Source organism: Fictibacillus halophilus (assembly GCF_042680145.1).
Classification (GTDB): Bacteria; Bacillota; Bacilli; order Bacillales; family Fictibacillaceae; genus Fictibacillus; species Fictibacillus halophilus_A.
Genome location: NZ_JBHTNQ010000001.1, coordinates 1,318,469 through 1,343,121, shown reverse-complemented (window position 1 = coordinate 1,343,121; position 24,653 = coordinate 1,318,469). Strand labels below are relative to the sequence as shown.

The following is a 24,653-nucleotide window of genomic DNA, read 5'->3' as shown; positions in this document are numbered from 1 at the left end:
GCAGGGTCTAACTTGGCTTAATCATCTCAATATTTGCTTTGTTGAAATAAAATTTCAGGATGATGCAGTTGTCGCTGCATTGTCTCCCTTTATATGTTTATTCCCTTGACCGTCAAACTTCCAAAAACACTAGTGAAACATCAAAAAAATAAACTACACAACTTACAGTTTCGATTTTCTATATCCTGCACTTCTTGCCTCTGCTTCAGTACAAAACGTTGCTTCAGGTTCTGTCTTATCGTAAAAGCGCCCCGATGGCACATGATAAATCTTTTCTCCCGAACTAGATATGTTTCCTCTAATATCCAAACAAGCAGCTTTAGGCTTTTCCGCAGGCTTTGGCTTTTCTTGAACTGGTTGAGCTTTTGGCTTTTCCGCTTGTGTCTTTGGCTTTTCAGAATCTTTAGTTGCAACGACAGATGATGCTGTACTTGTTAGTTTCTTGTCCTTTGAATCGTCGTCATCCCCTAAAAATGCTCCAATAGCTGCTATGATAAGAAAAATTACTAAATAGGTTTGACAACCACATCCCAAACAACCAAACTTCTTCTTCTTCTTCTCTTTATCATAATAAGACATTGCCTTTCCCCCTATTGTAACCGCTTAATGATCTCCACCGTAAAAAATTTAAAAAAGTATAAAACAGTAACCCAAAAAGATGCTCATTAGGGCTTTTTCTGCCTGTTCTCGGACTGTTAAAAGCTTTCTACTTTTCCGAGAAAAAGTAGTTGACTTGCTCTAAAGTTTCACCCATGGGAGAGGTTCTAAGTGTTCTTACCATTAGCAAATCAGACACGGGGTATTTTATCCATCCACGCCAAGAATATTTAATTCAGTTTAATAGAATCAATATAAACGTGATACGCATGAAAAATGTCGATACGTGTTAAACATCTATTCTTCCATACGCTATCGTTTCCTTCATATGACATGCAAAGACAAACTCTTTTCTTCTTTGAACTAGTAACTATATTTTTGTACGTGGAGTTTTGCGTCAGTATCCTTGAAAAGCTCTTCAAAAAGCCGAATCCCCTCTACACATTTTTGTTCGATGTGTTCAAAAAAATCATTGTAACAATTAATAGAAATTCCATCGAAATGTTTCTGAGCGGTTTGTATAATATTTTCAATTTGTTCTTTATGTGACAGATGAAGACTTTTGATTTTTTCATAAGTCATTTTATGAGAATAAATACTGTACCCCATATAATCTTTGCATAACGTTTGGTAATACATCATTTCAACTTCTGAGAGGTGAGCAATATAGTCAGAAACATCTAAAGGATCATTATAAATCCGCAGTGGTTCAGATATACGATGCAAGTTTCTTAATCTGTTATGTAACCAACGGTTTTCAAAAAATGATAAGAATTCATTCCAAGAAAGCAAATGAATATTCGTGTTTTTAGTTGCCTCGTAAGCTCCTGATTGAAATCCTTTTTTAGCAATAATTAAACCGTGTTGTGCTCCATAGTCACCAACAACGGTTCTAAATGAATGGATAATTGTTTTAGGAATATCAGTGTTCCAATATTTACATTCGATGAGGTAAACAGATGATGGTGTGCTATTGTGGTCCTTCGCGTACACATCTATATCAACCGTACCTCTTACGGTAGTTATATCTTTTCCACGCTCCGTATCAAATCCACATTCCTTTAATATTTTTGCAACTATTAGTTCTAAATCTTGCCAACTATTGGGTGGTTCGTGAACAATTCTCATTACAAAACCTCCAAAAGAGAACAGCTTATTTGCTGTCCTCTTTCACTTTATCTCGATTCAAGATGCCTTTTATTTTGTCTATCGGTAGTTTGTCATAAATAGACTTAATCTTTTTCTTTCTTGTAATGAGTTCATCGACCATGAGATTGATTAATTCAAATAAAAATTGAACAGTTTCCTGATCATCATTTATTACAATCTCACCAGGATGGATACCTTCATTCCCATAAATACGAATCGCATCAAGACCTTGTTGAACATGTTGAGGAATGTCTTGTTTTACAAGTTCTCCGATCATTGTATTAATCTTTGCTTTTTTGATGTTGTACTCTTCAAGTTGTGGGATCATAATCTCGATTGCGAGTCTCAGTAAGGCAGCTGCCGCTCTTGGAGAGTGCTTGTATACTTGAGTCGCTTCTGTATAAATTCCTTTAACATCTTCCGGCATATCACCATGTGCTTCCGGCAATTCTGACTCAAACGGGTAGATTATCTTTTTATTTTCCCAGATGGTGTAGTTAGTGCAATCGTGACATATACTTATATCTAGCTTCCAAGCCCAGTTAGTAGACAGTAATTTGGGTGGAACATAGCCACGAGGACCATTAAAATCATACGTATCTGAGACAAATTGAATCCTTGCATCCGGTAAGTTGGGTGATTGTCTTTCGATTGAGTACCAGTTTTGAGGACACAAAACCCCGCATCTTGGGCAATTAAAAGATTTCATTTGATATGAGGGTTGAATCGTTTTAGCCAAATTTACTCATCCTTCCAGAAAAAAGAGATAAAGCGAATTGCTTTATCACAGCAGGTTTTCTAAATATTTTTTTATGTATGATTGAACAGATACGCCTTCTTTATCTGCTCTCGTTTTAACCTCTGCGTATATACCCACTTCATCATCTTCAAACATGATATCTGCTCTTTTCACCCTGCGTAGCGCAATATGTTCATGCTCTTTTGGATTTCCCCAATAACACGATTTACAAATTTCTGGATTTTTTGTACGTAACCAATTATCGCAATGCTCACAGCTCCACGACTTCGATCGGTTACATGGAGAACAAACAAGCATGTAATGTTCGACTTCTAAAGGACTATCCCCACCTACCTGAAAAGGAACACGGTGATCAATTTGGAGATACCTTTTTTCAAAAGCGGTGTTACACACTTCACATTTGTTCCCATAATGAAGCAATAATGCTTGTTTGAAAGCTTTAGGAAAATTCTTTCTTCCGTTTAATATGTTGTTTCGAAGATTTGATATATCTTCAAACACATATGCGCCGATCATTCTTCCCGTTGAATCTTTTACCCGTATGGTTCTTAGCGGTATGCCGAGATCCTTTACATCACCAGCTGCGCGTGGTGGATGATTATATCCTGCAGCTTTAATTTCTTCGGTGCTAACTTGCCCATGCTTTAGGATTTGTTCTATTACAAATTTTGCCCGTTTGTTACTGACCTGCTGCACGAGTTCCAGGAATTCTTTTGGGTACTTTTCGCTTGCCATTTTTAGCCTCCAAATAGCGCCAGCTGTTCCTCTACTTTTTTGTTAAGAAGTCGATTGACCAAAGGTCTTGAAAGGTAGATCGACTCTATCGTTTTTTCATTTTTGCCTAAAAGCGTAGATTGTGAACTTACACCCGCTTCTATTTCAATATGAGTTAGTTCGAGGAAGTCTGGTAACTTTTCTCCGTAAGTTTTTTCGCCCGTTTTCCCATCGAAACTAATGATGTAGGATATCCCTCTCTCATTCATATCATGTAAACAATTGATAAATTTCGTTAAATCAAGTCCTTGGATATACCTTTTACTGCTATCTCTTGTACCTTGATATGGCGGATCCAAATATACTAAATCTTGTTTAGATGCTCTTCGGACGTTTTCCACGTAATCTTCGACATAAAAACTGGTTTTTCCTGCCAAAATATTTGATGCACCTAAAATTTCTTTTTGCATCGTACTCGGCTGTCTGCCTTTTCTACGATTATCAGGTCCTTGATTGAACTCACCTTTATCATTGTACCGGACAGCATTTTTCACACATCTTGCTAAAAGATAAAGCAGTTGATGTGCTTTTGGATCTTGATTAAACTCATTTCGGACTTTTTTGTAAAACTCTTTTTCATTACCCAGTTGTTCTTCCCAAAGCATACGATAATCATTACTCAACTTTAACGGATTGGTTAGTATCTGTTCCCATATATCCATTAAGGGTTTATTGATATCATTTAAAACAAATGAATTAGCTTTATTATATTTTGCAGCTGCAATCGTCATAGCAGCGGATCCTACAAATGATTCATATAAAGTATCTATATCATCAGGAAAATACGTTAATATTTTACCTGCAATATTGCGTTTGCTTCCTTGGTATGGGATTGGATGAGGTAATTTCATAAACATCCTCCTTCTGTTGTTGTATCTGTTATGATGACTTGTCTCATTATACCATTATTAGACACAAAAAAGAGCAGTCGATTGACGGCTTTTTAGCATAATAACAATGGCAATCTCACTCTTGGATGGTCCAAGACTTGATGAATCATGTTTTCTTTTTCATGATCTTTAAAAAATCGGTCGACACATCTTACTGGTCGTTCGTTATATGTATATAACCCATCTATTTGCCATTTTCCATTTCGTTTTACTATTTGCGCCCAATACATCATTTCATTCATTTTGAAAAGGACCGAAGTTAAATGGGATAGTTCACCAACATCCATTTTCAAAATATCCTGGTATTAGATCATGTCATAGTATCAGGTCTTTTTTATGTAGATACTGAATTTGATGTGAGTCAGACTAATTATTATTTCGAACCTTTTGATGAACAATTTATCAAAATCGGAACCGACGAAGCAAAATTATGTATTAAATTTAGCCTTACAGTTAATAAGGAAAAAGATACCGAATGGTTAGATATTGATAATATTGAAGTGGTATAAAAAAGCAGACTTCGCGCTGCTTTTTTGTTTTTCAACTCATATTAAAGCAATAACAAATGCAATTTCATTCGCATAATTAGTTCATGACTATGTCTACTTCATCTTTTGAAAGAAATTACATATTCATTTTCACTCGCTGTCATACAACTAAGAATAAAGAAGGAGCGTGGATGGATAAAATGCGTTTACTCTTAGAGAGAGTAAGAAAATACCCCTAAAAAAAAGGTACTCATTTTTGCATTTGAAACGAAGTAAAAGGTACTCATTTTTGCATCTGAAACTAAATAAAGGGATGGGTAAAATCTTTTAAAAGATACTCATTTTTGCACTTATTTTTTACAAGTGCGGTTTCTTGCATATTTACGTTTGGCTTCGTTGAGTTGAAAGAAGGTGAGAAGTGCTTCCCGATGCGACCATTTCATCCGCATGACGAAGTCTGGATGGATAATAAAGTTGTCTGTTTTACCGGCTTTAATAACGAGCGCTGCACTAGCTTGGTCGAGTGCCTTCATACTTTTAGAAATTGTTCTTTCATCTTCAACAACCAATTCAGCCAGTTCGTCTTGAGATAGAAAGTGGATCTTACCCATCTCTTCTTCTTCCGGATTGGAACAGATGACTCCATATTTTCTGTTTACATATGGTAAAAGCTTATAAATCATACCCACTTCTCGATGCTTTAGTTTTTTAAATAATTGCCGTGTACTTTCTAGATGAAGTTTGGCAAACTTCTTTTTTGTTGTTTCTCCCATAGCGTGATATTTTTCCGATATTTTAATCTTTTGTCCTTCTTTGACAATGAGACCGCAGGTGATGAGGGTCTTAAACAACTCACTCTGACGTGCTCTCCCCTTGATTCCAAGTTGCTCGCATATTTTTTTTTGCGTGAGAAATTGTTCTTCTGCAATCAAATATCCTTCTTTATCTAGGTTCATAAACGTCAATATATGTAGAAGATACCCGCACTGTGTAAGCGTTAGATGAGTGAGCTTTTTGATTTCATTCGTGAAGCATTTTATAAAGTTAGGTGTGTTCCGATCTTCTATTTTCTGCTTGAAGCCTTCCAGCGATTTTTTGTGGATAATGACATAGTTTTTATCAACAGGTACCATCTTGCCAATTAAAGCTCCATTTTCGTCAACTACATTTTTCAAAGCCATAAAGTTCTCCCCTTTTGATTGAATAAAAAAACGATATACGTATTTCGTATATCGCGTTCAGTATAGAAAATTATTTTTTCAAACTCAATACCTTTTAAAACAAAAATTGTAAGCGCTGAGAATTTAAGTTTTTGATATAATGCATCACTTTCTCTTTCGTTGATTCGGTTTGTCGAACGGTTAGATATTTCCCTTGTGTCATCTTCAGATCCCATAAATCGAGTTGACGCTTATAAGCGATCGTCATAATCAACGTTAATCAGTTTCATGTGCTTCATAATTATCCCCCCTCTATTTTCAATTGATAATCCAAATCAAGCTCCATCGTTTCCGGATGAAACCATAAAAAATCCATCACATAGTTGCCGTATAACACCTCGATCATGATGCTATTATCTTGAAGTTTCGCGCGGTACGAAAATTGACCGTATGAAAAGACATATTTATTGAATTCGTGCTTCGTGTATTTCGTGACCAGCGTTTTATTGTGGTGCGTCTTGATCATAAAAAGATGAATCGCTTTTCTTTTTGTGAATGTCATTTGTAACCCTTCACTCATAAATGGCGTGACCGATAAAAAGTAAACTCGTTGATATCAAGAATATGCTCATACTTTTTCACTCCTTTCGATAAACAAATACTCCAGTCTCCATTTAGAATGATTTTCGATATAGTCGACAGCCATTTCTAAAAGCTCCTTCTCTTTTTCCTCTGTTATTTCTTCAAAGGAAAGACATGGTCCTAAGCTCCAGGTTTTATTGTCAAAAGATGAAGTGGTATGGACGAATTCGTCATGATCTGTGAGTGCTTTTACTAAATAATAATGCCTTTCTGTTGATGTGCTATAAGATCTTCGCTCGATTGACTCTATTTTCATACTAATCACTCCTCTCAAATGTGGATGGATAAAATTGGTGTAAATGATAAGGGAGAACCATCACTTTCTCCCTCGCTTTAATCTCTGTATAGTCTGATTTTCTTAATTGTCAACTCTTTGTTTTTATCTTTTCAGCTAAATAGTCAATTAAGTCTGAAGCAGTGGACTTATCAAGTTCCGTAATGTCCTTGATTTTGTATTTTGTATATAATTCGGTTTCTAACTTTTCAACTGAAGTGCCGTACATTTGCGCTGCATTTTTCATATCCCACTTGATTTTACTTACCTGGTTGTCTGTTGCTTTATTGTACGATGGTTTATGATAAACGGTTGTATACGTCTGACTCTGAGTTACACTTGCTGCATTTCCTTCATCGTCCATTTCACCAGTAGATATGCCTAACACACTTGCTAAAGAGTATCTCTTCGCGTATGTGAGCGCACTACCTAAACTTTGCGGATCTGTCTTGGTCGGTCTCATCGTCATGACCGGACTTTCGATATATTCCCCGCTTGTATGTAGAATCATGGTGCGTATTTCGATCGTCTGTCCATCACCCGATGGCATTTGTAAGATGCTTAGACCATGCTTTGCGAGTATCGGTCTGACTGTGTCCAGCATCGTATCAAGTGTAGTATATTGATTTTTAAAATGTGGGTTGATGCCATCTTTTCCGATGCGTGTCATCTCTTTATTAAATTCAACGAGAGCTTTTGCTACTTCTACGATTGATTCACTTTTGATCAACTTGATCTCCCCTTTATTTCTTTAACTTCTTCTTCTAACTTTTTAATTTTTTCATTTAAATGCTTATTGACTAAAAGCTGCGAGACACCATTTAAAATTAAACAAATTGCAATAATGAAGACTGTAATTTGGAATATCATTTTCTTCTCCTATTAATTATTGAGGGCTTTCCTAAGCCCTTGCTGCTTCAAACTCGATTTCGGACCATTGCGCGAGTATTTTATGTGCTTTTCGCACAACTAGTCTTTTTAATCTGTCTTCATCAGTATCAAGGTTGTACTTTTTGATTTTCTCCATGACTATTTTTGTAATGAATTGTTCTTTTTCAATTTGATTCTTCATTTTTTTTAATTCATTATTTAATTTTTCTACATTTCCGATACACATCATTTTTGACTTAGAGAACACTTCGCTCATTCGATATCCGGCAGAACTCATTTCCAATCGGTGTAGATGAGTCGCGCTCTGGTCATATACCCAGACATACAAATATTTTTTGTTTTTTACGGTCCATCCCTTTCCTTTATCGATCATCGTGAATCCCCCCTTTATGTTTGATTTAATGTAACTGTTTATTGTTCAATTCCAATTCATTATAACAGGAAAAACTGCGGACAGATAAATAAAATAAAAACATTTTATAATTTTGGTAATTACCTATTGTTTTTGTTTAATGTATATTTTAAGATGAGTGCAAGGTGATTAGATAATCATCTGTCTACAAAACATTTTCTTTTCTTTAGAATTCTCCTTTATAAATTGTTTAGAGAAAACTCGCTGATTGCTACGTCAGCGTTTTTTTTCAAAAGTTTTATCTATCCACGTGGCAAATAAGAAACGAAGGGGCTAAAAAATAATGGCGAAGCTTGACCAGATTACAAAAGGAAACTGGTATTACCGGATTCGGTATAAAGATCCAGTGTCAAACAAATGGCGGGAAAAAAAGAAGACAGGCTTTAAAACGAAAGCAGAAGCAAACGTGGCGGCGATTAAGATGGAGAACAAACTAAAATCAGGAATTGATGTTGACCATAGCGGAAAAACATTGTTAAAAGATCATCTCGCCAGCTGGCTTAAATATAAGAAGCCGGGAATCCAAAAGAATACATTCGAACAGCATGAATATAACATTAACAAGAAAATCATCCCTTATTTTCAAAACATCGCGATCAAAAACATCACACGAAAACGCTATGATGATTTTATTTTGTCGTTAGTGAACCAAGGATATAAAAAACGTACGATCGAGATTATTCATACCACGATGCGAGCCGCGATGGGTCAAGCATGTGAATATAAGATGATCGAAGAAAATCCGAGCAGTCGGACTAAGATTCCGTTGCGATCACAAAGTAACGAAGAAAAACTGGAATATATCGAAAAAGATGATATTCCTGATTTATTGAATTCCGCACGAAAAGAACCACCTCACTATTACAGGTTCTTTCTAACACTTCTAGATTGTGGTCTTCGAAAAGGAGAAGCTGCTGCTCTTCAGCGAAAAGACATCGATTTTAAAAACAATGAAATCACGATCAACAAATCACTTGATTTTAAAATTACGAATTTAGAAGATGAACGTATTTTCGGAGATACGAAAACGTATGAGTCGAGAAGAAAAGTGCAGATGACGAAACGAGTGGCACAAGAATTACATGAGCATATGAAATATTTGAACGCTCAGCGTATCCGGTTCAACGATGAATACATTCATCACCTGGATCTTGTGTTCTGCCGAGAAGATGGTCGACCTCTTCCGAAATCTACCCTTCAGCGCGTATTCAAGCGTGTCCAAGAAAAAGCAGGGTTAAAACCCATCTCGATACATGGATTGCGACATACTCATGCGGTGATGTTGTTAGAATCTAAAAATGACATCAATTTGGTATCCAAACGACTTGGTCATCGAGACATCACCGTAACTTCAAACACTTACGGACATATCTCGGACAAGCTTATGATTTCTTCGGTTGATCAGTATGAAAAATACATGGACAGTTTGTCGGATGTCAAAGAAAAATAAAAATTGCGGGGCAATCATGGGGCAAATCCTCTTTTAAGAGAATCACCTCACGAGTTACCCCGCAATTATTTTTGTCAAAACGCTGCTATATCAACGTTTTTAAGGCTTAATACATGCTCATATATTGTTCGCGTTCCCAAGGGTGAACTTGTGTGCGGAACATATCCCACTCGATTTCTTTTGCTTCAATGAAGTGTTCTGTAGCGTGCTCACCAAGAGCTTTTGTCAGAACTTCATTTTTACTGAAAAGAACTAGAGCCTCTTTTAATGTTGCTGGAAGATCTTGAATTCCTTCTGCTTCGCGCTCATCTTTATCCATTACATAGATGTTGCGGTCTACAGGCTTCGGAGCAGCTAATTTGTTCTTGATCCCATCAAGACCTGATGCAAGCAATACTGCCATTGCAAGATACGGGTTAGCAGTCGGGTCAACACTTCGAACTTCGATACGTGTGCTGATACCGCGTGAAGCTGGAATACGGATTAAAGGACTTCTGTTTTGCATAGACCAAGCTACATAACATGGAGCTTCATAGCCAGGCACTAGACGCTTATAAGAGTTTACAGTAGGGTTTGTGATCGCTGTAAAACCTTGAGCGTGCTTTAGGATACCAGCTAAGAAATGCATTGCTGTTTCACTTAAGCCTGTTTCAGACTTTTCATCATAGAATACATTTTCGCCGTCTTTAAATAAAGACATGTTAGCATGCATACCAGAACCGTTTACTCCGAATAATGGTTTTGCCATAAATGTAGCGTGAAGCCCGTGCTTACGTGCAATTGTTTTAACAGCAAGCTTAAAAGTTTGGATGTTATCACAAGTGTTCACGGCATCCGCATATTTAAAATCAATTTCATGCTGACCAGGTGCTACCTCATGGTGAGATGCTTCGATCTCAAAGCCCATATCTTCAAGCTCTAGTACAATATCTCTTCGGCAGTTTTCACCAAGATCTGTTGGAGCAAGGTCAAAGTAACCGCCTTTATCATTTAATTCAAGTGTAGGTTCACCTTTTTCATCATTTTTGAACAAGAAAAATTCTGGCTCAGGTCCAATGTTGAAGTCTGAGAATCCTAGGTCTTCCATCTCTTTTAATACTCGCTTTAAAATACCGCGCGGGTCTCCATCGAATGGATTTCCATCGGGCATGTAGATATCACAGATCAAACGTGCAACTTTACCTTTTTCAGATGTCCAAGGGAAGATTATAAATGTATCTAAATCCGGGTATAGATTCATATCAGATTCTTCAATTCGTACAAAACCTTCAATAGAAGATCCGTCAAACATCATTTTATTATCTAAAGCTTTTTCAAGCTGTCCGATTGGAATCTCAACGTTTTTAATTACACCCAATAAATCTGTGAATTGTAAACGAATGAACCTTACATTTTCTTCTTTTACCATTCTTAAAATATCATCTTTAGTATACTTAGCCAAATCTTTCTCCTCCTTTAAATATAAAAACGCCTGTTTAAGGCGATTGTTCACCTATTAAGTATTATTCAGTTTTTATTTAATGAAAAAACCTGGAAAGTTCTCCTTGGATTAAAGATGTCTTTCCGTGTCTGCCTGCATGAATCAATTCCCGTTTTAAGCGGCGATGAAGCGCAGATTCCGAAATTTCTTTAACTCCTTGAACATTTTGCTGATTTTTAATTAACTCAGCTGCCTGTTCGTTAAGTTCAAACACCCTTTTGATACCCGCTAAATTCACGCCTTGTTCGAGCAGTGCTTTAATCTCAAGAAGCTTATCTACATCATTGAAAGAAAACAAACGACGATTACCTTCTGTCCTTGCAGGATGAATCAATTCATGTTCTTCATAATAGCGAATCTGTCTTGCAGATAACTCAGTCAGCTGCATAACAATGCTAATTGGGAACAAAGGCAAGTTCCTGCGGTTCATATCGTTCATTTTGCCTACCTCCTTTCAACTTCTTTTTATATCTTATGTCAGAAAAGCTAACATGTCAAACATAATGTTAGAAAAAGTAACATCAAATTAAAAAAAGGCCCTTATCGGCCTTTTTAAGATGCTTATTTTTTAATTAAACCATGTGTTAAAAGTTCATCCACAGCAGATATAACAGCAATCATAACATGTTCGAAAGTAAGTCCGCCCTGTACAAATGCAATATACGGCGGTCGTATCGGCCCATCAGCAGTAAGTTCTATACTCGCTCCTTGGATAAATGTTCCTGCTGCCATAATTACATCATCTTCATAACCTGGCATGTAATCAGGATAAGGAACTGCATATGAATTAATTGGTGATGATTTTTGGATAGCCTGACAAAATGTAATCATTCTCTCTTTGTCTCCAAAAATAACGGATTGGATAAGATCTGTTCTCTTCTCATGCCATGTTGGCCGGGTTTCCATGCCTAGCTCTTCCAAAAATGCAGCTGTAAAAACAGCACCTTTTAAAGCCTGTGCAGTAACGTGCGGAGCTAAGAAAAAGCCTTGGTACATTTCTTGCAAACTGTAAAGTGATGCACCTGCTTCCCTTCCGATTCCAGGAGAGGTAAGACGATAAGAAATCCTGTTAATCAGTGATTCTGTTCCCGCGATGTATCCCCCTGTTTTCGCAAGACCGCCCCCAGGGTTTTTAATTAAGGATCCTGCAATGATATCTGCACCTGCTTCAATCGGCTCCACTTGTTCAACGAATTCACCATAACAGTTATCTACAAATACGATTACGTCTTCTTTAATACTTTTTACAAATTCAATCATTTCTTTAATATCATTCACTGTAAATGAAGGACGATCAGCATACCCTTTGGAACGCTGAATACCGATCATTTTTGTCTTTTCTGTAATGGATTCTTTTACTGCTTCGTAATCAATTTCTCCTTGTTCAGTTAAGTCAATATGCTTATAGGAGATGTTATAATCTTTTAATGATCCCTCACCAGTTCCTCTTATCCCTACAATTTCTTCTAAAGTATCATACGGTTTTCCAGTTATATATACGAGTTCATCACCTGGACGAAGCACACCAAAAAGGGATAATGTGATAGCATGTGTTCCTGAAATAATTTGCGGTCTGACAATAGCTGCCTCTGCTTGAAAGACATCAGCATAGACTTTTTCGAGGGTATCGCGTCCAGAATCATCATATCCATAACCTGTAGTTGGATTGAAATGATGATCTCCTACATTATTTTTCTGAAATGCTTTTAAAACTTTAAGCTGATTAAACTGTGCAACAGAATCAATCGATTCATGTATATCCTTTATTCGATCGGATACTATTTTTGCCGTTTTCTCTAAGATTTCTCCATTTTGGAACTGCGAATACATGCTATTCTCCTTTATTGCTGATTGACTCGATAGAAGTTGATGAGAGGGCATATCCCCTGCAATCATAAACCAGCTTTTCTTTATCGAACTCCTGTTTAATTAAGATCGTTTCGGACCGAAGTCTCGCAAGCTGTTTGCCATCGTGTGCAGGCACACTGATTTGATAATATGTAAGCTGTTTAGTTACTTCTTTTTCAATCGTTTCTTTTAACATTGTAATATCTTGTTCGGCTAAAGCTGAAATAGAAATAGACGGACTTTCTGGTAAAAAGTCTGCTGCAAACTGATCTTTCTTATTGTATACCGTTAACATTGGGATGTGGCTAGCTTTCAGATCACTCAATATCCGTTTAACTGTTTTTTCATGCTGATTGCGGTCTTCACTTGATCCGTCGATTACGTGAATAAGCAGATCTGCCTCAGCAGCTTCTTCTAACGTAGATCGAAAGGCGGCTATTAATGAAGTAGGAAGATCCTGAATAAAGCCTACTGTATCTGTCAGCAGCATTTGAAAACCGCTTGTCAGTTTCACTTTTCTTGTTAAAGGATCTAACGTCGCAAAAAGCTGATCTTCTTCATAACTGTCAGCCTCAGTTAGCTTATTGAATATCGTAGATTTTCCCGCATTTGTGTAGCCGACTAGTGCTGCTTGAAAAGCTCCTTGGTGTTTGCGCCGTTCTCTATATCTTTCTCTATGGCTTACCACTTGGTTTAGCTGCTGTTTTAATTCATGAATACGAAGTCTTATATGACGCCGGTCTTTTTCAAGTTTTGTTTCACCAGGACCTCTTGTCCCAATTCCACCGCCAAGTCTTGAGAGGCTTGCACCTATGCCAGAGAGCCTCGGCAAAAGATATTCCAGCTGCGCAAGTTCAACCTGAAGCTTTCCTTCTCGTGTTTTGGCACGCTGAGCAAATATATCAAGAATCAGCTGTGTCCTGTCTATAATTCTTGCTTGAAAATGTTTTGAAAGGTTACGTACTTGTGACGGTGACAGTTCACTGTTAAATATAATAAGTTCCGCTTCAAGTTCTTCTTCAAGGGTAATCAATTCTTCAACTTTTCCTTTACCTATAAAAGTAGCAGAATCATACCTGTCCCTTTTTTGAGAAACCACTGCGCAAACTGTTCCATTCGCTGTTTTAGTCAGCGACTTTAATTCTTCCATTGAATAAAAAAAACGCTCGTCGTTCTGCCGCGGAAGCTGACAGCCGACGAGAATCGCTTTTTCCTGAACTGAATCTTTTTGTCTGTTCAAATTCGCCATCCCTGCTTTCCATAGTCTCCTTCCATCATATCAAATCAAATCACGTTCTTCTAGCACAAGGTCATCACTTTGAATTGTCATCAATGCTTTTTTATCTTGCCTTGCATCATTTAGAAGCCTAACTGATTGTCTTCTTACAGCTTTTTCAATCATATTTCGAATGTATCTTCCGTTTGAGAAAGAGCCATTTCCTGAGTTTCTGACTCGTTCAATATGTGTTTTCAGTTTCCACTCACAGTCTCTTGTTAATACGTATTCTCTTTCGGTAAGCATCCTTTTGGATATTTCCATTAGTTCATCCACCGAATAATCAGGAAAAGAAATAACAACCGGAAACCTTGAAGGAAGACCTGGATTTAGTTTTAGAAACCGATCCATTTCTTTCGGATAACCAGCTAAAATTAATATAAATTCATGCTGCTGGTCTTCCATCGCTTTTACCAGTGTATCAATTGCTTCTTTTCCAAAGTCCTTTTCTCCACCCCTGCCCAAAGAATAGGCCTCATCAATGAATAAAATTCCTCCATTTGCTTTTTTCAGTAATTCTCTTGTTTTTTGAGCGGTATGACCGATGTATTCACCTACGAGATCCGCTCTTTCGGCTTCAATTAGATGGCCTTTTGATAATACTTTCATCTCATGAAAAAGTGTACCCAGTTTTCTTGCTACTGTAGTTTTTCCAGTACCTGGATTTCCTTTGAATAACATATGAAGGGCCTGCTTTTCTGCCTTCATCCCCATTTCCTGCCGGCATTTATTAATATGAAGCCAGGCGTAAATTTCCTTGACATGATGTTTTAAATCTTCCATACCAACAAGCCTGTTAAGATCTTGTTCAATTTTTAATAATGGAAGATGCTGCTCTTTCGCTTTATCTTTTCCTGCCAAAGTTATGGCATCATCTGCTTTGATTTTCTCATTTCCCTGGTTTAATACAATGTTGATCTGCCGCTGTTTTTTTATCGCGATAGGTTCGTTCAAGCGGTACCACCTCTCTTTACCAGTCAAATCATTATATGCTTGTTAGATAATACCTGTGACAAATGCCTATATCGTTTATTTATCCACTGTTATCAATTTATGACAAAGCGACATTGTCTACCACAATGACAAGCCTTGTTTTTTAATGATGAATAAATATTAATAAATTGTAAACGTTTTCTATTTTCAGACGAATAAAAATACTCAAGTATGCAAGATTTCCGTGATATGTTAAATAATGAAATATCAAGCTAATTGTTAAATCGGAAGTAGGAATCATGTTGGAATCTAAATTTTATAAAAGTATATTGATTATTTTAGGATTATTTTTAACTGCTGCAGGGATTAAGCTGTTAACTGTACATTCACTGACATTCGGAGGAACAGCTGGTGTTGCAACACTTGGCACTTTTATGACTGAATGGTCGTGGGGAATTCTTTTTTTAATTGTAAATCTCCCTTTTTTTATTCTCTCTATAAAAAAGCTTGGATGGACTTTTTCACTATCAACTTTTTTATGTATTTTACTCATATCTGTTATATCAGATCTAATGGATTTTGTTCATTTTCCAACGATTTCTCCAGTAATTGCTGCTGTGATAGCTGGAATTCTGATTGGTATAGGGGTAAGTTTTGTTCTAAATTCAGGTGCTTCTCTCGGAGGAATACACATACTCGCTTTATACCTTGAACAAAAGTCGGATATCAACCGAGGTGTATCACTTTTTGTAACTGATTTTATTATTGTTTCATCTGCTGTGGTCATGTTTGGCTTTAAGAATGCTCTTATCTCGATCATTGCCATTACAATCGCTTCTTTTCTAACCGGAAAATTAAAAGGCACAACAAAAACTTCAACTTCTGTTTATGTCCCTCGTAAAACAGAAGCTGTCAGAAATAATTAAAGCATTCTCCTCATATGGAGAATGCTTTTTTTTGCCCTTTAAGCAACATAATGTATCTTATGTTAATTAACTCTGTCTAAAAATATCTGTTTATGCGCTTCCTTAGGAAATAATGAATTTCTTACTCATATAAATCATCCCGGCTATGGTCTATTTCTTCATGCATTTCCTGCCTTCTAGTCGATTTCATATGTCCTTTAAGCGGTTTAATCTTTCCGATTAATATGCCAAGCTCGTTATATACACCGCTTTGACTTTCTTTTTTACTTAGGTTTGCTTTATTACCTAATTCTTTTATTTTTTCAATTTTATCTGGATCAGTCGTAATCGCTGCATTCCTGCCATGTGCGTTTCCTTTTAACACACTATAGACTTCCTTGCGCAAAGCATCGTTTTCTTCACCTTTCGCAACTGGTTCCGAAGAAACAATTCCTACCAGCGTATAAGTGCCACTGACGATCACATATGCTTTTTCAACCCCGTTTACTTTTTCAGCAAGCTGTACTAAATCTTTTGATTGATGTACTTCTTCGCTATGTTCTGCCACACGCGGTGAATCAATTTGAGAATTCGGCTTACGCTCTGAAGTATCGTATTTCACCTGTTTCGTATCCAGTGTCTCATCCCCTGACCCGCTCTTTCCAGAACACGCACTAAGAGTAAAGAGTAAACACATAAAAACTACTGACAATTTTCGCATATTCATCATCCTTTTTTAAATAGTTTTGTTAGGACGCATGTTAAATATGCAAAAAATATTGCCTTTGATATAATGGGAAAAAGAGGTTATAGGAGGCAATTATGGAAGAGTACCCACACTTACCCGAATATGCCAATTCATTTATCTCACATCTGCAAAATAAAGGCAGGAAAAAAAGTACGATCAAACGGTATTGTTATGATCTGCAGGACTTTTTCGCCTGGCTTAGAGTGATCAAAAACAGTGATCATACACCTGTGATTCAAAATTTGACTTCTGATCAATTAAAAGAATATTTTTTATTTCTCTCTGAACAGAGAGAATATAGCACTGCAACCAGTAAACGAGTATTTACCGTAATAAAAAGTCTCTTTCAATTTCTTCAATCACAAAGACTTATCCAGGAAAACCCCTTTTCAGACATTGAAAAAGATTTAAAAGAAGATAATCAATTTCAAGAAGAAGATTTTATAACGGAGGAAGAATTTCAGCAGCTGTTTGAAACCCTCTCATCTTTTGATGGTCTCACAGAAAAACAGCAAAAATACAGACACTTACTCATCAAAAGAAATGAAGCAATTCTATCACTGCTTTACCATTACGGATTAACTTTACAAGAATTGACGAATATTGAAATGAAACACGTTAATTTTACTAGGCAGCAGTTAACGGTTATAAATACTGCAGAAATCAGACACTTGCCTCTTACTGATTTCACCCAACACCTATTATATACATACAAAGAAGACATACCTGCCGCAATCAGACCAAATAATTATTCTTCTGACCGTTTTTTTATCGCATTTGATTATCAAAGAGGTACTTTTCGTTTTGATTATTCAATTTATGAACCAAAACCCTTAACTGTAATCGCCATTCAGAAAATGTTAAGACAGGAAATCAGACGATCTGGTATCAGACAAGGTATAAGCTCACAACACTTGCGAAGGACTGCAATATTAAATTATTTAGCTTCAGGTAAAACAGACGACGAAGTTCAGTCTTGGTTCGGTTTAAAATCACATCTCACTTTACAAAGATATGATAACTTCATTAAACAAATAAAAACTCCCTAGAACCTCACAGGTTCTTAGGGAGTATTTTTTATTCATTCATATTTGCAGAAGATAAATCGACATTTCGATGCGGGGTAAACGTTGAAATGGCATGCTTATATATGAGGTGCTGTTTCCCTTCTGCCTCAAGTACAACCGTAAAGTTGTCAAACCCCTTTACTAAACCTTTGAGCTGAAAGCCATTCAGCAAATATACGGTCACATAAATGTTTTCGCGCCGTAATTGGTTTAAGTAATGATCCTGTAAATTGATAGATTGCTTCATGTGAACAGATCCTCCTCTTTGGGCATTACCTTTATACATTCTCGGAAATATCTAATTTCCCTTCCACAAAGTGACGAATTTCTTTAAATTTTTTCTCAAATGAAGACTCATCCATGGAAAACCACTTAACATCCATCTGATTATTGAACCATGTGAACTGTCTTTTAGCATACCTTCTTGAATTTCGCTTTAAAAGATCTATAGCTTCATCTAATGTGTTTTCACCCAGTAAATAAGGAAAAAGCTCTTTGTAACCGATCGCTTTAGCTGCAAGACTATTGGAGATATCCTGCTGTAATAACCACTTCGCTTCTTCAATAACACCCGACTTAACCATCAAATCTACACGTTCATTTATGCGCTGATATAACTTTTCCCGATCCATTGTTAAACCTACTAATGCTAGGTTATAAGATGATTCATCTTTGCCTTGCATATTTTTTTGTTCCTTTGAGGGTATGCTGCCGGTTTCATAATATATTTCTAGAGCCCTAATAACTCGGTGCACATTATTAGGGTGGATTTCAGCTCCCCTTACAGGATCTATTGACATTAGTTCTAAATGAAGTGCCTCTGCACCTTCAACATCAGCTTTTTTTTGAAGTTTATCCCTGATCTCACTGTTTTTGTTCGCTTCTGAAAACTCATAATGATGTGTCACCGAACGGATATAGAGGCCAGTACCTCCAACAATGATGGGAATCTTCCCCCTACTATTAATATCACTGATATATTCTTTTGCTTTTTCTTGAAATTCAGCAACAGAAAATGGCTCAGAAGGATCTTTGATATCAATCATGTAATGAGGGATGCCTTCTTTTTCATCATCTGTAATTTTCGCCGTTCCAATATCTAATCCGCGGTAAACCTGCATAGAATCACCGCTGATAATTTCACCATTGATTGCCTTAGCGAGTTCGATGCTTGTTTTCGTTTTTCCAACAGCAGTTGGACCTACTATAACTACTAATTTTTCTTTCATGGTTAGCTCCTACATGACCCGCTTGAACATTTTCTCGAGTTCATAAGTTGATAGATGAATTGTTATCGGTCTCCCATGAGGGCATGTATAGGGATCTTCAGATTTTCGCAAAGTCTCCAGCAACGCAAATATTTCATCGTTTCTTAAATGATGGTTTGCTTTTATCGACCCTTTACATGACATCATGATGGCAGCTTCTTCTCTTAATTTTTCTATATCAATCTTTCTATGATCTAATACCTGCTGAATAATATCCATGATGGTTTCTTTTTCATACCCTTTTGGAAACCATTGCGGATGTTCTCTAACAATAAAGGTATTTTGTCCAAATGGCTCAAGAAAGAGCCCCACTAGGCTTAAAAAATCCAGATGATCGCTAATAAATGCAGCTTCATGTGTTGTGTATTCAAATGTGTAAGGAACCGTTAACAGCTGTAATTCGCGTTCAACCATCCCTACTTTTTTCCTGAAATATTCGTACTTAATTCTTTCTTGCGCAGCATGCTGATCAATTAAATATAATCCATTTTCATTTTGTGCAAGTATATATGTCCCGTGCATCTGACCGATCGGATAAAGAACAGGTATCTTCTCTTGGTTTGATTCTGTGTCTTCGGTGCTTTCTTCTTTCTTTTCGAAAACTGTTTCAGTGTAATTTTTCTTTCTATCTAAAAATGAATCCATCATTTCATTTACTGGAACTGTTTCTTGAATGCTTACTGTTGATTTTAAATGATTGGAAGTTTCAAGTTCCACAGGTTCAGGTACTCGATAAGGCTCTTTTCCTTGTTTCTTTTGAGAGTATTCAAACGAAATAGAAGATTGTATATCTGTTTCCTTCTGTCTCTGTTCTTTCTTCTGAAAATTAACTTCGGGAATGAGCTGCTGAGCTTTTATTACTTTTCTTAATTCATTTTCGACTAATTGGACTAGTTCTGTTTCTTTACTTAGCCTTGCTTCATGTTTTGAAGGATGGACGTTTACATCTATAATTGTTGGGTCCATCTTAACGGAAAGAACTGCAATCGGAAATCGCCCAATCGGCAAGAAAGTATGATATGCATTTTGGATAGCTTTTGAAAGAGCATAGTTCTTAATATATCTGCCGTTCATAAACAGGGAGATATATTGTCTGGATGCTCTGTTCATCTCCGGTTTGGCTATATAACCTGTTACTTCATAATCAAGAGATGTGCAGGAGACCGGCAGCATATTCTTTGCTGTCTGAATACCATAAACGGCTGCAATAATCTGCAGCAAGTTCCCATTGCCGGATGTATGCAGCAATTCTTTTCCGTTATGCTTTAACCGAAATGAAACATCTGGGTTTGCCAATGCAAGCCTGTTAACTAAATCGGTAATCGTTCCTAGTTCCGTTTGAATCGTTTTTACATGTTTAAGACGAGCAGGTGTGTTATAAAACAGGTTACGCACTGTCAGATCTGTACCTTTTCTGCTATTTGTTTGCTGCTGTTTTTTAATTTTACCGTTTTCGATAAACAAATAAGTACCAGGTCCATCACCTGTAGAAGATTTCAACTCAACTTGAGAGACGGAAGAAATACTGGGCAGCGCTTCTCCGCGAAAACCCATCGTACGAATCTGAATAAGGTCTTGTTCACTCTTAATCTTGCTTGTAGCATGACGATTAAAGGCAAGGACACAGTCGTCAGCCTCAATACCATCCCCATTGTCCAGCACACGAATGAGTGACAAGCCACCTTCTTCTACTTCAATCTCGATTCTAGAAGCATTAGCATCAATTGAATTTTCAACAAGTTCTTTAACAACAGAGGCTGGGCGTTCTACTACTTCTCCAGCTGCAATCTTGTTCGATAAATGCTCATCTAGCTGTATGATTTTGCCCACCTTTTATAGCCTCCTTTTTATTTCAGTTTGGTTTGCAGTTTATATAAAGCATTCATCGCCTCAAGCGGTGTCATTTCAAGGACATTCAATGCTTTCAAATCTTTTAAAACGTCAGTTTCTTTTGAATCTCTTTTTCGGGAAACAGTGCTTTTTTCAGCAAACAAACTTAGCTGGCTTTCCTGCACTTCTTCTTTTGCCGCAGAGACTTCCTGGATAGGGAGCGCTTCATTCTTTTCTTGTTTTTCATAAGTCTTCAGGATTGTTTTTGCTCTTTGTATAACATCCTGTGGGAGATCTGCCAGTTCTGCTACTTGAATCCCGAAACTTTTATCAGCTTGTCCATCAATTACTTTATGCAAAAATACAAGACTTCCATTTTCCTCTACAGCACTTACAAAAACATTCTTTAAGGATGGAAGCGAATTCTCAAGAACAGTCAGCTCATGATAATGGGTAGAAAAAAGCGTCTTCGCTTGAATTCTTTCGTGGATAAATTCAATTATAGACTGGGCAAGTGCCATTCCGTCATAAGTTGAAGTTCCACGTCCGATTTCATCGAGCAGGATCAAACTATTTTCTGTAGCACTCGTAAGAGCAAAGTTTGTTTCAAGCATTTCTACCATAAAAGTACTTTGTCCGCCGACTAAATCATCAGCTGCACCAATCCGTGTAAAGATCTGATCAAACATCGGCAGTTCAGCTTGTTCTGCAGGTACAAAACAGCCAATCTGCATCATAATGGCCGTTAAAGCAAGCTGGCGCATATACGTACTCTTACCTGCCATGTTAGGTCCGGTGATCAAAAGCATATTTCTTTCATTATTTAAGAAAATATCATTTGGAACATATTCTTGCGCATCCATTACTTTTTCTACAACTGGATGACGGCCTCCGACAATATTTACTTTTCCATCCTCCGAAACGGTAGGTCTTACATAACGATACTGTTCACTGATTGCGGCAAATGATTGAATGACGTCCAGTTCTGAAATAGCAGAAGCCAGCTGCTGAAGTCCAGGTATATATTGTTTTACATATTCTCTAACTTCTAAGAATAATGTGTGCTCAAGACCTGATATTTTTTCTTCAGCTTCTAAAATAATACGCTCTTTTTCTTTAAGTTCGGGAGTTACATACCTTTCTGCGTTTGCCAGAGTCTGTTTTCGTTCATATCGTTCAGCTGGTACCATCGATAAGTTAGATTTCGTAACTTCGATATAATAACCGAATATTTTATTAAATCCTATTTTTAAAGATTTGATTCCGGTTTCTGTTTTTTCTTGCAGTTCTAGTGCAGCGATCCAAGCTTTCCCGTTCATACTCGCATCTTTATATTCATCAAGCTTTGCATTATAGCCTTTTTTAATGATTCCCCCTTCTTTAATTTGAACTGGGGCTTCATCATGTATAGCTGAATCCAAATATTGAGCCAGCTCTTTATGATCCTTCATCTTTTCATAAATTTCTGAAGCATACTCACCCGGAATTTGACTTATTTTTTCTTTAAGAACAGGAACGCTTAACAGTGATCTTTTTAACTGGACCAAATCTCTTGGACTAGCATTTCCATAAGAAATTTTAGCGATCAGCCGTTCCATGTCATATACTGACTTCAGCTGTTCTTTCATTTCTTCACGGATAAAAAACTCATTAATGAGCTCTTGTACAAGCTGTAAACGTTTCTCGATGGTCTTCTTCACAAAAAGCGGTTCTTCTACCCATTGTTTAAGTTTTCTGGCTCCCATTGCAGTCATAGTAGAATCTAACAGCCATAACAGTGAACCTTTTTTGCCTTTTGCACGAATTGACTCAGTAAGCTCTAGATTTCTTTTTGAAAAAGCGTCCAGCTTCATTCTTAGGTCATTTTGCTGAAATTCAACCGGCTTTAGATGCTGAAAGGAACGCTTCTGCGTATAGTTTAAGTAATGAAACAGTCTGCCAGCTGCTTTCAATAAAGAAAGATGCGAGATATCTTTTGTGAGATGCTGAAATCTTTCATCGACGGTATTCTCTTGTTGAATGGAAACCGAAGCCTGTCCATTGAGAGACATTTTTTCATTCCAATCAGTATGTAACTCCTCATCTCCAACGATTTCTTTAACGCCGTGACTTAAGAGCAGTTGAATGAATGATAGCTGATTACCGCTATACGTATATCCTTTTAATTCTCCAGTAGATAAGTCACAAAGAATATAAGCAAATAAATCATTTTCTCTTTCAATTGAAACTAGATAATTATTTTCTCTATCTTGCAATAAGTGATCATCAATAACCGTTCCTGGCGTTATGATCTGAATAACTTCCCGCTTCACAACCCCTACTGCTTGCTTAGGATCTTCTACTTGTTCACAAATGGCTACTTTATAGCCGTTTTCTACCAGTGTTTTTATATAACCTGCAGAAGAATGATAAGGCACTCCGCACATTGGTATGCGATCCTGGCTGCCCCCATCTCTGCTCGTTAATGTAATCTCTAAAATTTGAGCTGCCTGAACAGCATCATCAAAAAACATTTCATAAAAATCGCCTAAACGAAAAAATAAAAAGGCATCTTGATGAGCTGCCTTAATAGATAAGTATTGTTGCATCATTGGAGTATATTGCGACATGGTTTCACCTTTTTTCATAACATTTCGATGTTGCTATTATATCATAACTCCTCATTTCATTTCGTTTACTCTGCATGAAAAAAACGGGAAGAATTCTCCCCGCTCCTTGTTATTCTTCTAAATCGCCAATCAGAAAGTTAGGATCAAGATCTTCGAAGTTTTCATCCTCTACATCATACTCCCAATCTCTTGTGTTCTCATCGTCAAATCCATCTGGATTCACGTAAACGCAAACCTTTGTCTCACCAATGATCTCACATACAAACTCTCTTTCTACCTGAACGATAACTTTATTGCCGTTTGGAGAAATAGTTGCTTCAAGCGTATTAGGTTCCTGCAGTGCACGGCAAGTTACTTCATACTGGTTCCCAAGCGCGTTTTTGTCTCTTACACTCAAATCCACTTTATCTTTAAAATGGATGGTTTCAGTTACTACTTCGGTTCTAGTATTATCATTGTATGAGTACCAAACGTTAATATCATAGCTTCCTTCAACTTCCACACATTCACCGTTTCTCTTCGGCTTATAAGCATGATTAATGATCCAGCATCCTAAAATACTGCTGGGTCGATGAGCTGGTGCAATCGTATGAGTCGCCTGAGAAAACTTTCTGCCTTTACCACACACCGCTTTTGTAATGATTTCTCTGTAAGTCAGCTCTTGTTGAATGTGTCTAGCCATACATGAATCCCTCCTATTTCCGCTCTCTATACATTTTATGCAGGGCAAATGCCTATTGTGCTTATTAATATGAAAATCAGCAATTAGTTTATGTATATGGGCTTTCTTAGAACAATGTTCAAAAAATATTTTTTATGTACGGTACGTGAAATTAATATATTCTTTTTGTTTCAATGAAGAATAGTCTGATGCTAGGGATTGACGAAAAGCCCATAAAACTTTTTTAAGGACCATAAATAAATTTGAAGGATCATAAATAATTTTCAAGGATCATAAATAATTTTGAAGGACCATAAATGTTGTTGAAGGCTCATAAAATATTTTAAAGGCTTATAATACCTGATTGAGGGTCGATCACGTATTTCTTGCCCCCTTTAATTAGCTAGAAAATGTGCTAAACAACAAAAAACACGATGCTCTATAGAACATCGTGTCTTAAAAAGGCTGTTTCCGTTAACTTTGTTGCTATTTGAAAGGGTTGATTTCCGCTCCAGGTGCTCGCTTTCCGCGGGGCGTACGG

The 24,653-nt window shown here is 36.9% G+C and carries 25 protein-coding genes; 3 read left to right on the top strand and 22 right to left on the bottom strand.

Annotation, left to right across the window (positions count from 1 at the left end):
• Nucleotides 1-162 precede the first annotated feature (162 nt).
• From ACFQ4X_RS06980 to ACFQ4X_RS06930, 11 genes are all read right to left on the bottom strand, one after another.
• Nucleotides 163-579, bottom strand: coding sequence for a hypothetical protein (locus ACFQ4X_RS06980; RefSeq protein ID WP_379833952.1), 417 nt, complete (start codon nt 577-579; stop codon nt 163-165).
• A gap of 381 nt (nt 580-960) precedes the next feature.
• Complete coding sequence (locus ACFQ4X_RS06975) at nt 961-1,725, bottom strand: restriction endonuclease (protein WP_379833950.1); 765 nt, start codon at nt 1,723-1,725, stop codon at nt 961-963.
• 25 nt (nt 1,726-1,750) lie between these two features.
• The gene (locus ACFQ4X_RS06970) at nt 1,751-2,422 is read right to left on the bottom strand and encodes a DUF4145 domain-containing protein (protein WP_379833949.1); all 672 of its coding nucleotides are present in this window, start codon (nt 2,420-2,422) and stop codon (nt 1,751-1,753) included.
• Between the two features lie 108 nt (nt 2,423-2,530).
• A complete protein-coding gene (locus ACFQ4X_RS06965) occupies nt 2,531-3,241 on the bottom strand; it encodes an HNH endonuclease (protein ID WP_379833947.1) in 711 nt (236 codons plus the stop codon).
• 2 nt (nt 3,242-3,243) lie between these two features.
• The gene (locus ACFQ4X_RS06960; RefSeq protein WP_379833946.1) at nt 3,244-4,131 is read right to left on the bottom strand and encodes a Dam family site-specific DNA-(adenine-N6)-methyltransferase; all 888 of its coding nucleotides are present in this window, start codon (nt 4,129-4,131) and stop codon (nt 3,244-3,246) included.
• Nucleotides 4,132-4,223: 92 nt separating this feature from the next.
• Nucleotides 4,224-4,457, bottom strand: coding sequence for a hypothetical protein (locus tag ACFQ4X_RS06955; protein WP_379833944.1), 234 nt, complete (start codon nt 4,455-4,457; stop codon nt 4,224-4,226).
• A gap of 551 nt (nt 4,458-5,008) precedes the next feature.
• Entirely contained in the window at nt 5,009-5,839 is an 831-nt protein-coding gene (locus ACFQ4X_RS06950; RefSeq protein ID WP_379833943.1) for a hypothetical protein, read from the bottom strand.
• A gap of 280 nt (nt 5,840-6,119) precedes the next feature.
• Nucleotides 6,120-6,380 carry a hypothetical protein gene (locus ACFQ4X_RS06945; protein WP_379833941.1) on the bottom strand — a complete coding sequence of 87 codons (261 nt, stop codon included), beginning with the start codon at nt 6,378-6,380 and terminating at the stop codon, nt 6,120-6,122.
• A gap of 66 nt (nt 6,381-6,446) precedes the next feature.
• Entirely contained in the window at nt 6,447-6,716 is a 270-nt protein-coding gene (locus ACFQ4X_RS06940) for a hypothetical protein (protein ID WP_379833940.1), read from the bottom strand.
• A 109-nt stretch (nt 6,717-6,825) separates the two neighbouring features.
• Nucleotides 6,826-7,464, bottom strand: a complete 639-nt coding sequence (locus ACFQ4X_RS06935; protein ID WP_379833938.1) for an ERF family protein — start codon at nt 7,462-7,464, stop codon at nt 6,826-6,828.
• 171 nt (nt 7,465-7,635) lie between these two features.
• Nucleotides 7,636-7,998, bottom strand: a complete 363-nt coding sequence (locus ACFQ4X_RS06930; protein WP_379833936.1) for a hypothetical protein — start codon at nt 7,996-7,998, stop codon at nt 7,636-7,638.
• 322 nt (nt 7,999-8,320) lie between these two features.
• On the opposite strand from ACFQ4X_RS06930, the gene ACFQ4X_RS06925 reads away from it, so the two are divergent.
• On the top strand, nt 8,321-9,487 hold the full coding sequence (locus ACFQ4X_RS06925) for a tyrosine-type recombinase/integrase (protein WP_379833934.1): 1,167 nt from the start codon (nt 8,321-8,323) through the stop codon (nt 9,485-9,487).
• A gap of 106 nt (nt 9,488-9,593) precedes the next feature.
• Here the strand turns inward: ACFQ4X_RS06925 and glnA are convergent, their stop codons facing one another.
• From glnA to spoVK, 5 genes are all read right to left on the bottom strand, one after another.
• The gene (gene glnA, locus ACFQ4X_RS06920) at nt 9,594-10,928 is read right to left on the bottom strand and encodes a type I glutamate--ammonia ligase (RefSeq protein ID WP_379833933.1); all 1,335 of its coding nucleotides are present in this window, start codon (nt 10,926-10,928) and stop codon (nt 9,594-9,596) included.
• Between the two features lie 76 nt (nt 10,929-11,004).
• Nucleotides 11,005-11,406, bottom strand: coding sequence for a MerR family transcriptional regulator (locus tag ACFQ4X_RS06915; protein WP_066289651.1), 402 nt, complete (start codon nt 11,404-11,406; stop codon nt 11,005-11,007).
• Nucleotides 11,407-11,528: 122 nt separating this feature from the next.
• Nucleotides 11,529-12,797, bottom strand: a complete 1,269-nt coding sequence (locus ACFQ4X_RS06910; RefSeq protein ID WP_379833931.1) for an aminotransferase class I/II-fold pyridoxal phosphate-dependent enzyme — start codon at nt 12,795-12,797, stop codon at nt 11,529-11,531.
• 1 nt (nt 12,798) lies between these two features.
• On the bottom strand, nt 12,799-14,055 hold the full coding sequence (gene hflX / locus ACFQ4X_RS06905) for a GTPase HflX (protein ID WP_379833929.1): 1,257 nt from the start codon (nt 14,053-14,055) through the stop codon (nt 12,799-12,801).
• 39 nt (nt 14,056-14,094) lie between these two features.
• Nucleotides 14,095-15,045, bottom strand: a complete 951-nt coding sequence (gene spoVK, locus ACFQ4X_RS06900) for a stage V sporulation protein K (protein WP_379833928.1) — start codon at nt 15,043-15,045, stop codon at nt 14,095-14,097.
• A gap of 278 nt (nt 15,046-15,323) precedes the next feature.
• Between spoVK and ACFQ4X_RS06895 the strand changes: the two genes are divergently transcribed.
• Nucleotides 15,324-15,950: a YitT family protein gene (locus ACFQ4X_RS06895; protein ID WP_379833926.1), complete on the top strand. Its 627-nt coding sequence runs from the start codon at nt 15,324-15,326 to the stop codon at nt 15,948-15,950.
• A 121-nt stretch (nt 15,951-16,071) separates the two neighbouring features.
• Here ACFQ4X_RS06895 and ACFQ4X_RS06890 read toward each other — a convergent pair whose 3' ends face one another.
• Nucleotides 16,072-16,650 (bottom strand): YhcN/YlaJ family sporulation lipoprotein, encoded by a 579-nt coding sequence (locus ACFQ4X_RS06890; protein ID WP_379833924.1) that lies wholly within the window; start codon nt 16,648-16,650, stop codon nt 16,072-16,074.
• Nucleotides 16,651-16,751: 101 nt separating this feature from the next.
• Between ACFQ4X_RS06890 and ACFQ4X_RS06885 the strand changes: the two genes are divergently transcribed.
• Nucleotides 16,752-17,726, top strand: a complete 975-nt coding sequence (locus ACFQ4X_RS06885) for a tyrosine-type recombinase/integrase (protein WP_379833923.1) — start codon at nt 16,752-16,754, stop codon at nt 17,724-17,726.
• Nucleotides 17,727-17,754: 28 nt separating this feature from the next.
• Here the strand turns inward: ACFQ4X_RS06885 and hfq are convergent, their stop codons facing one another.
• The 5 genes from hfq to cotE all read right to left on the bottom strand — a co-directional run bounded on the left by hfq (nt 17,755) and on the right by cotE (nt 24,133).
• Nucleotides 17,755-17,991, bottom strand: a complete 237-nt coding sequence (gene hfq / locus ACFQ4X_RS06880) for an RNA chaperone Hfq (protein ID WP_066289634.1) — start codon at nt 17,989-17,991, stop codon at nt 17,755-17,757.
• Nucleotides 17,992-18,022: 31 nt separating this feature from the next.
• Complete coding sequence (gene miaA, locus ACFQ4X_RS06875) at nt 18,023-18,973, bottom strand: tRNA (adenosine(37)-N6)-dimethylallyltransferase MiaA (RefSeq protein ID WP_379833921.1); 951 nt, start codon at nt 18,971-18,973, stop codon at nt 18,023-18,025.
• Nucleotides 18,974-18,982: 9 nt separating this feature from the next.
• Nucleotides 18,983-20,842 (bottom strand): DNA mismatch repair endonuclease MutL, encoded by a 1,860-nt coding sequence (gene mutL / locus ACFQ4X_RS06870; protein WP_379833919.1) that lies wholly within the window; start codon nt 20,840-20,842, stop codon nt 18,983-18,985.
• Between the two features lie 17 nt (nt 20,843-20,859).
• The gene (gene mutS / locus ACFQ4X_RS06865; RefSeq protein ID WP_379833918.1) at nt 20,860-23,451 is read right to left on the bottom strand and encodes a DNA mismatch repair protein MutS; all 2,592 of its coding nucleotides are present in this window, start codon (nt 23,449-23,451) and stop codon (nt 20,860-20,862) included.
• A gap of 109 nt (nt 23,452-23,560) precedes the next feature.
• Complete coding sequence (gene cotE / locus ACFQ4X_RS06860) at nt 23,561-24,133, bottom strand: outer spore coat protein CotE (protein ID WP_379833916.1); 573 nt, start codon at nt 24,131-24,133, stop codon at nt 23,561-23,563.
• Nucleotides 24,134-24,653: the final 520 nt, after the last annotated feature.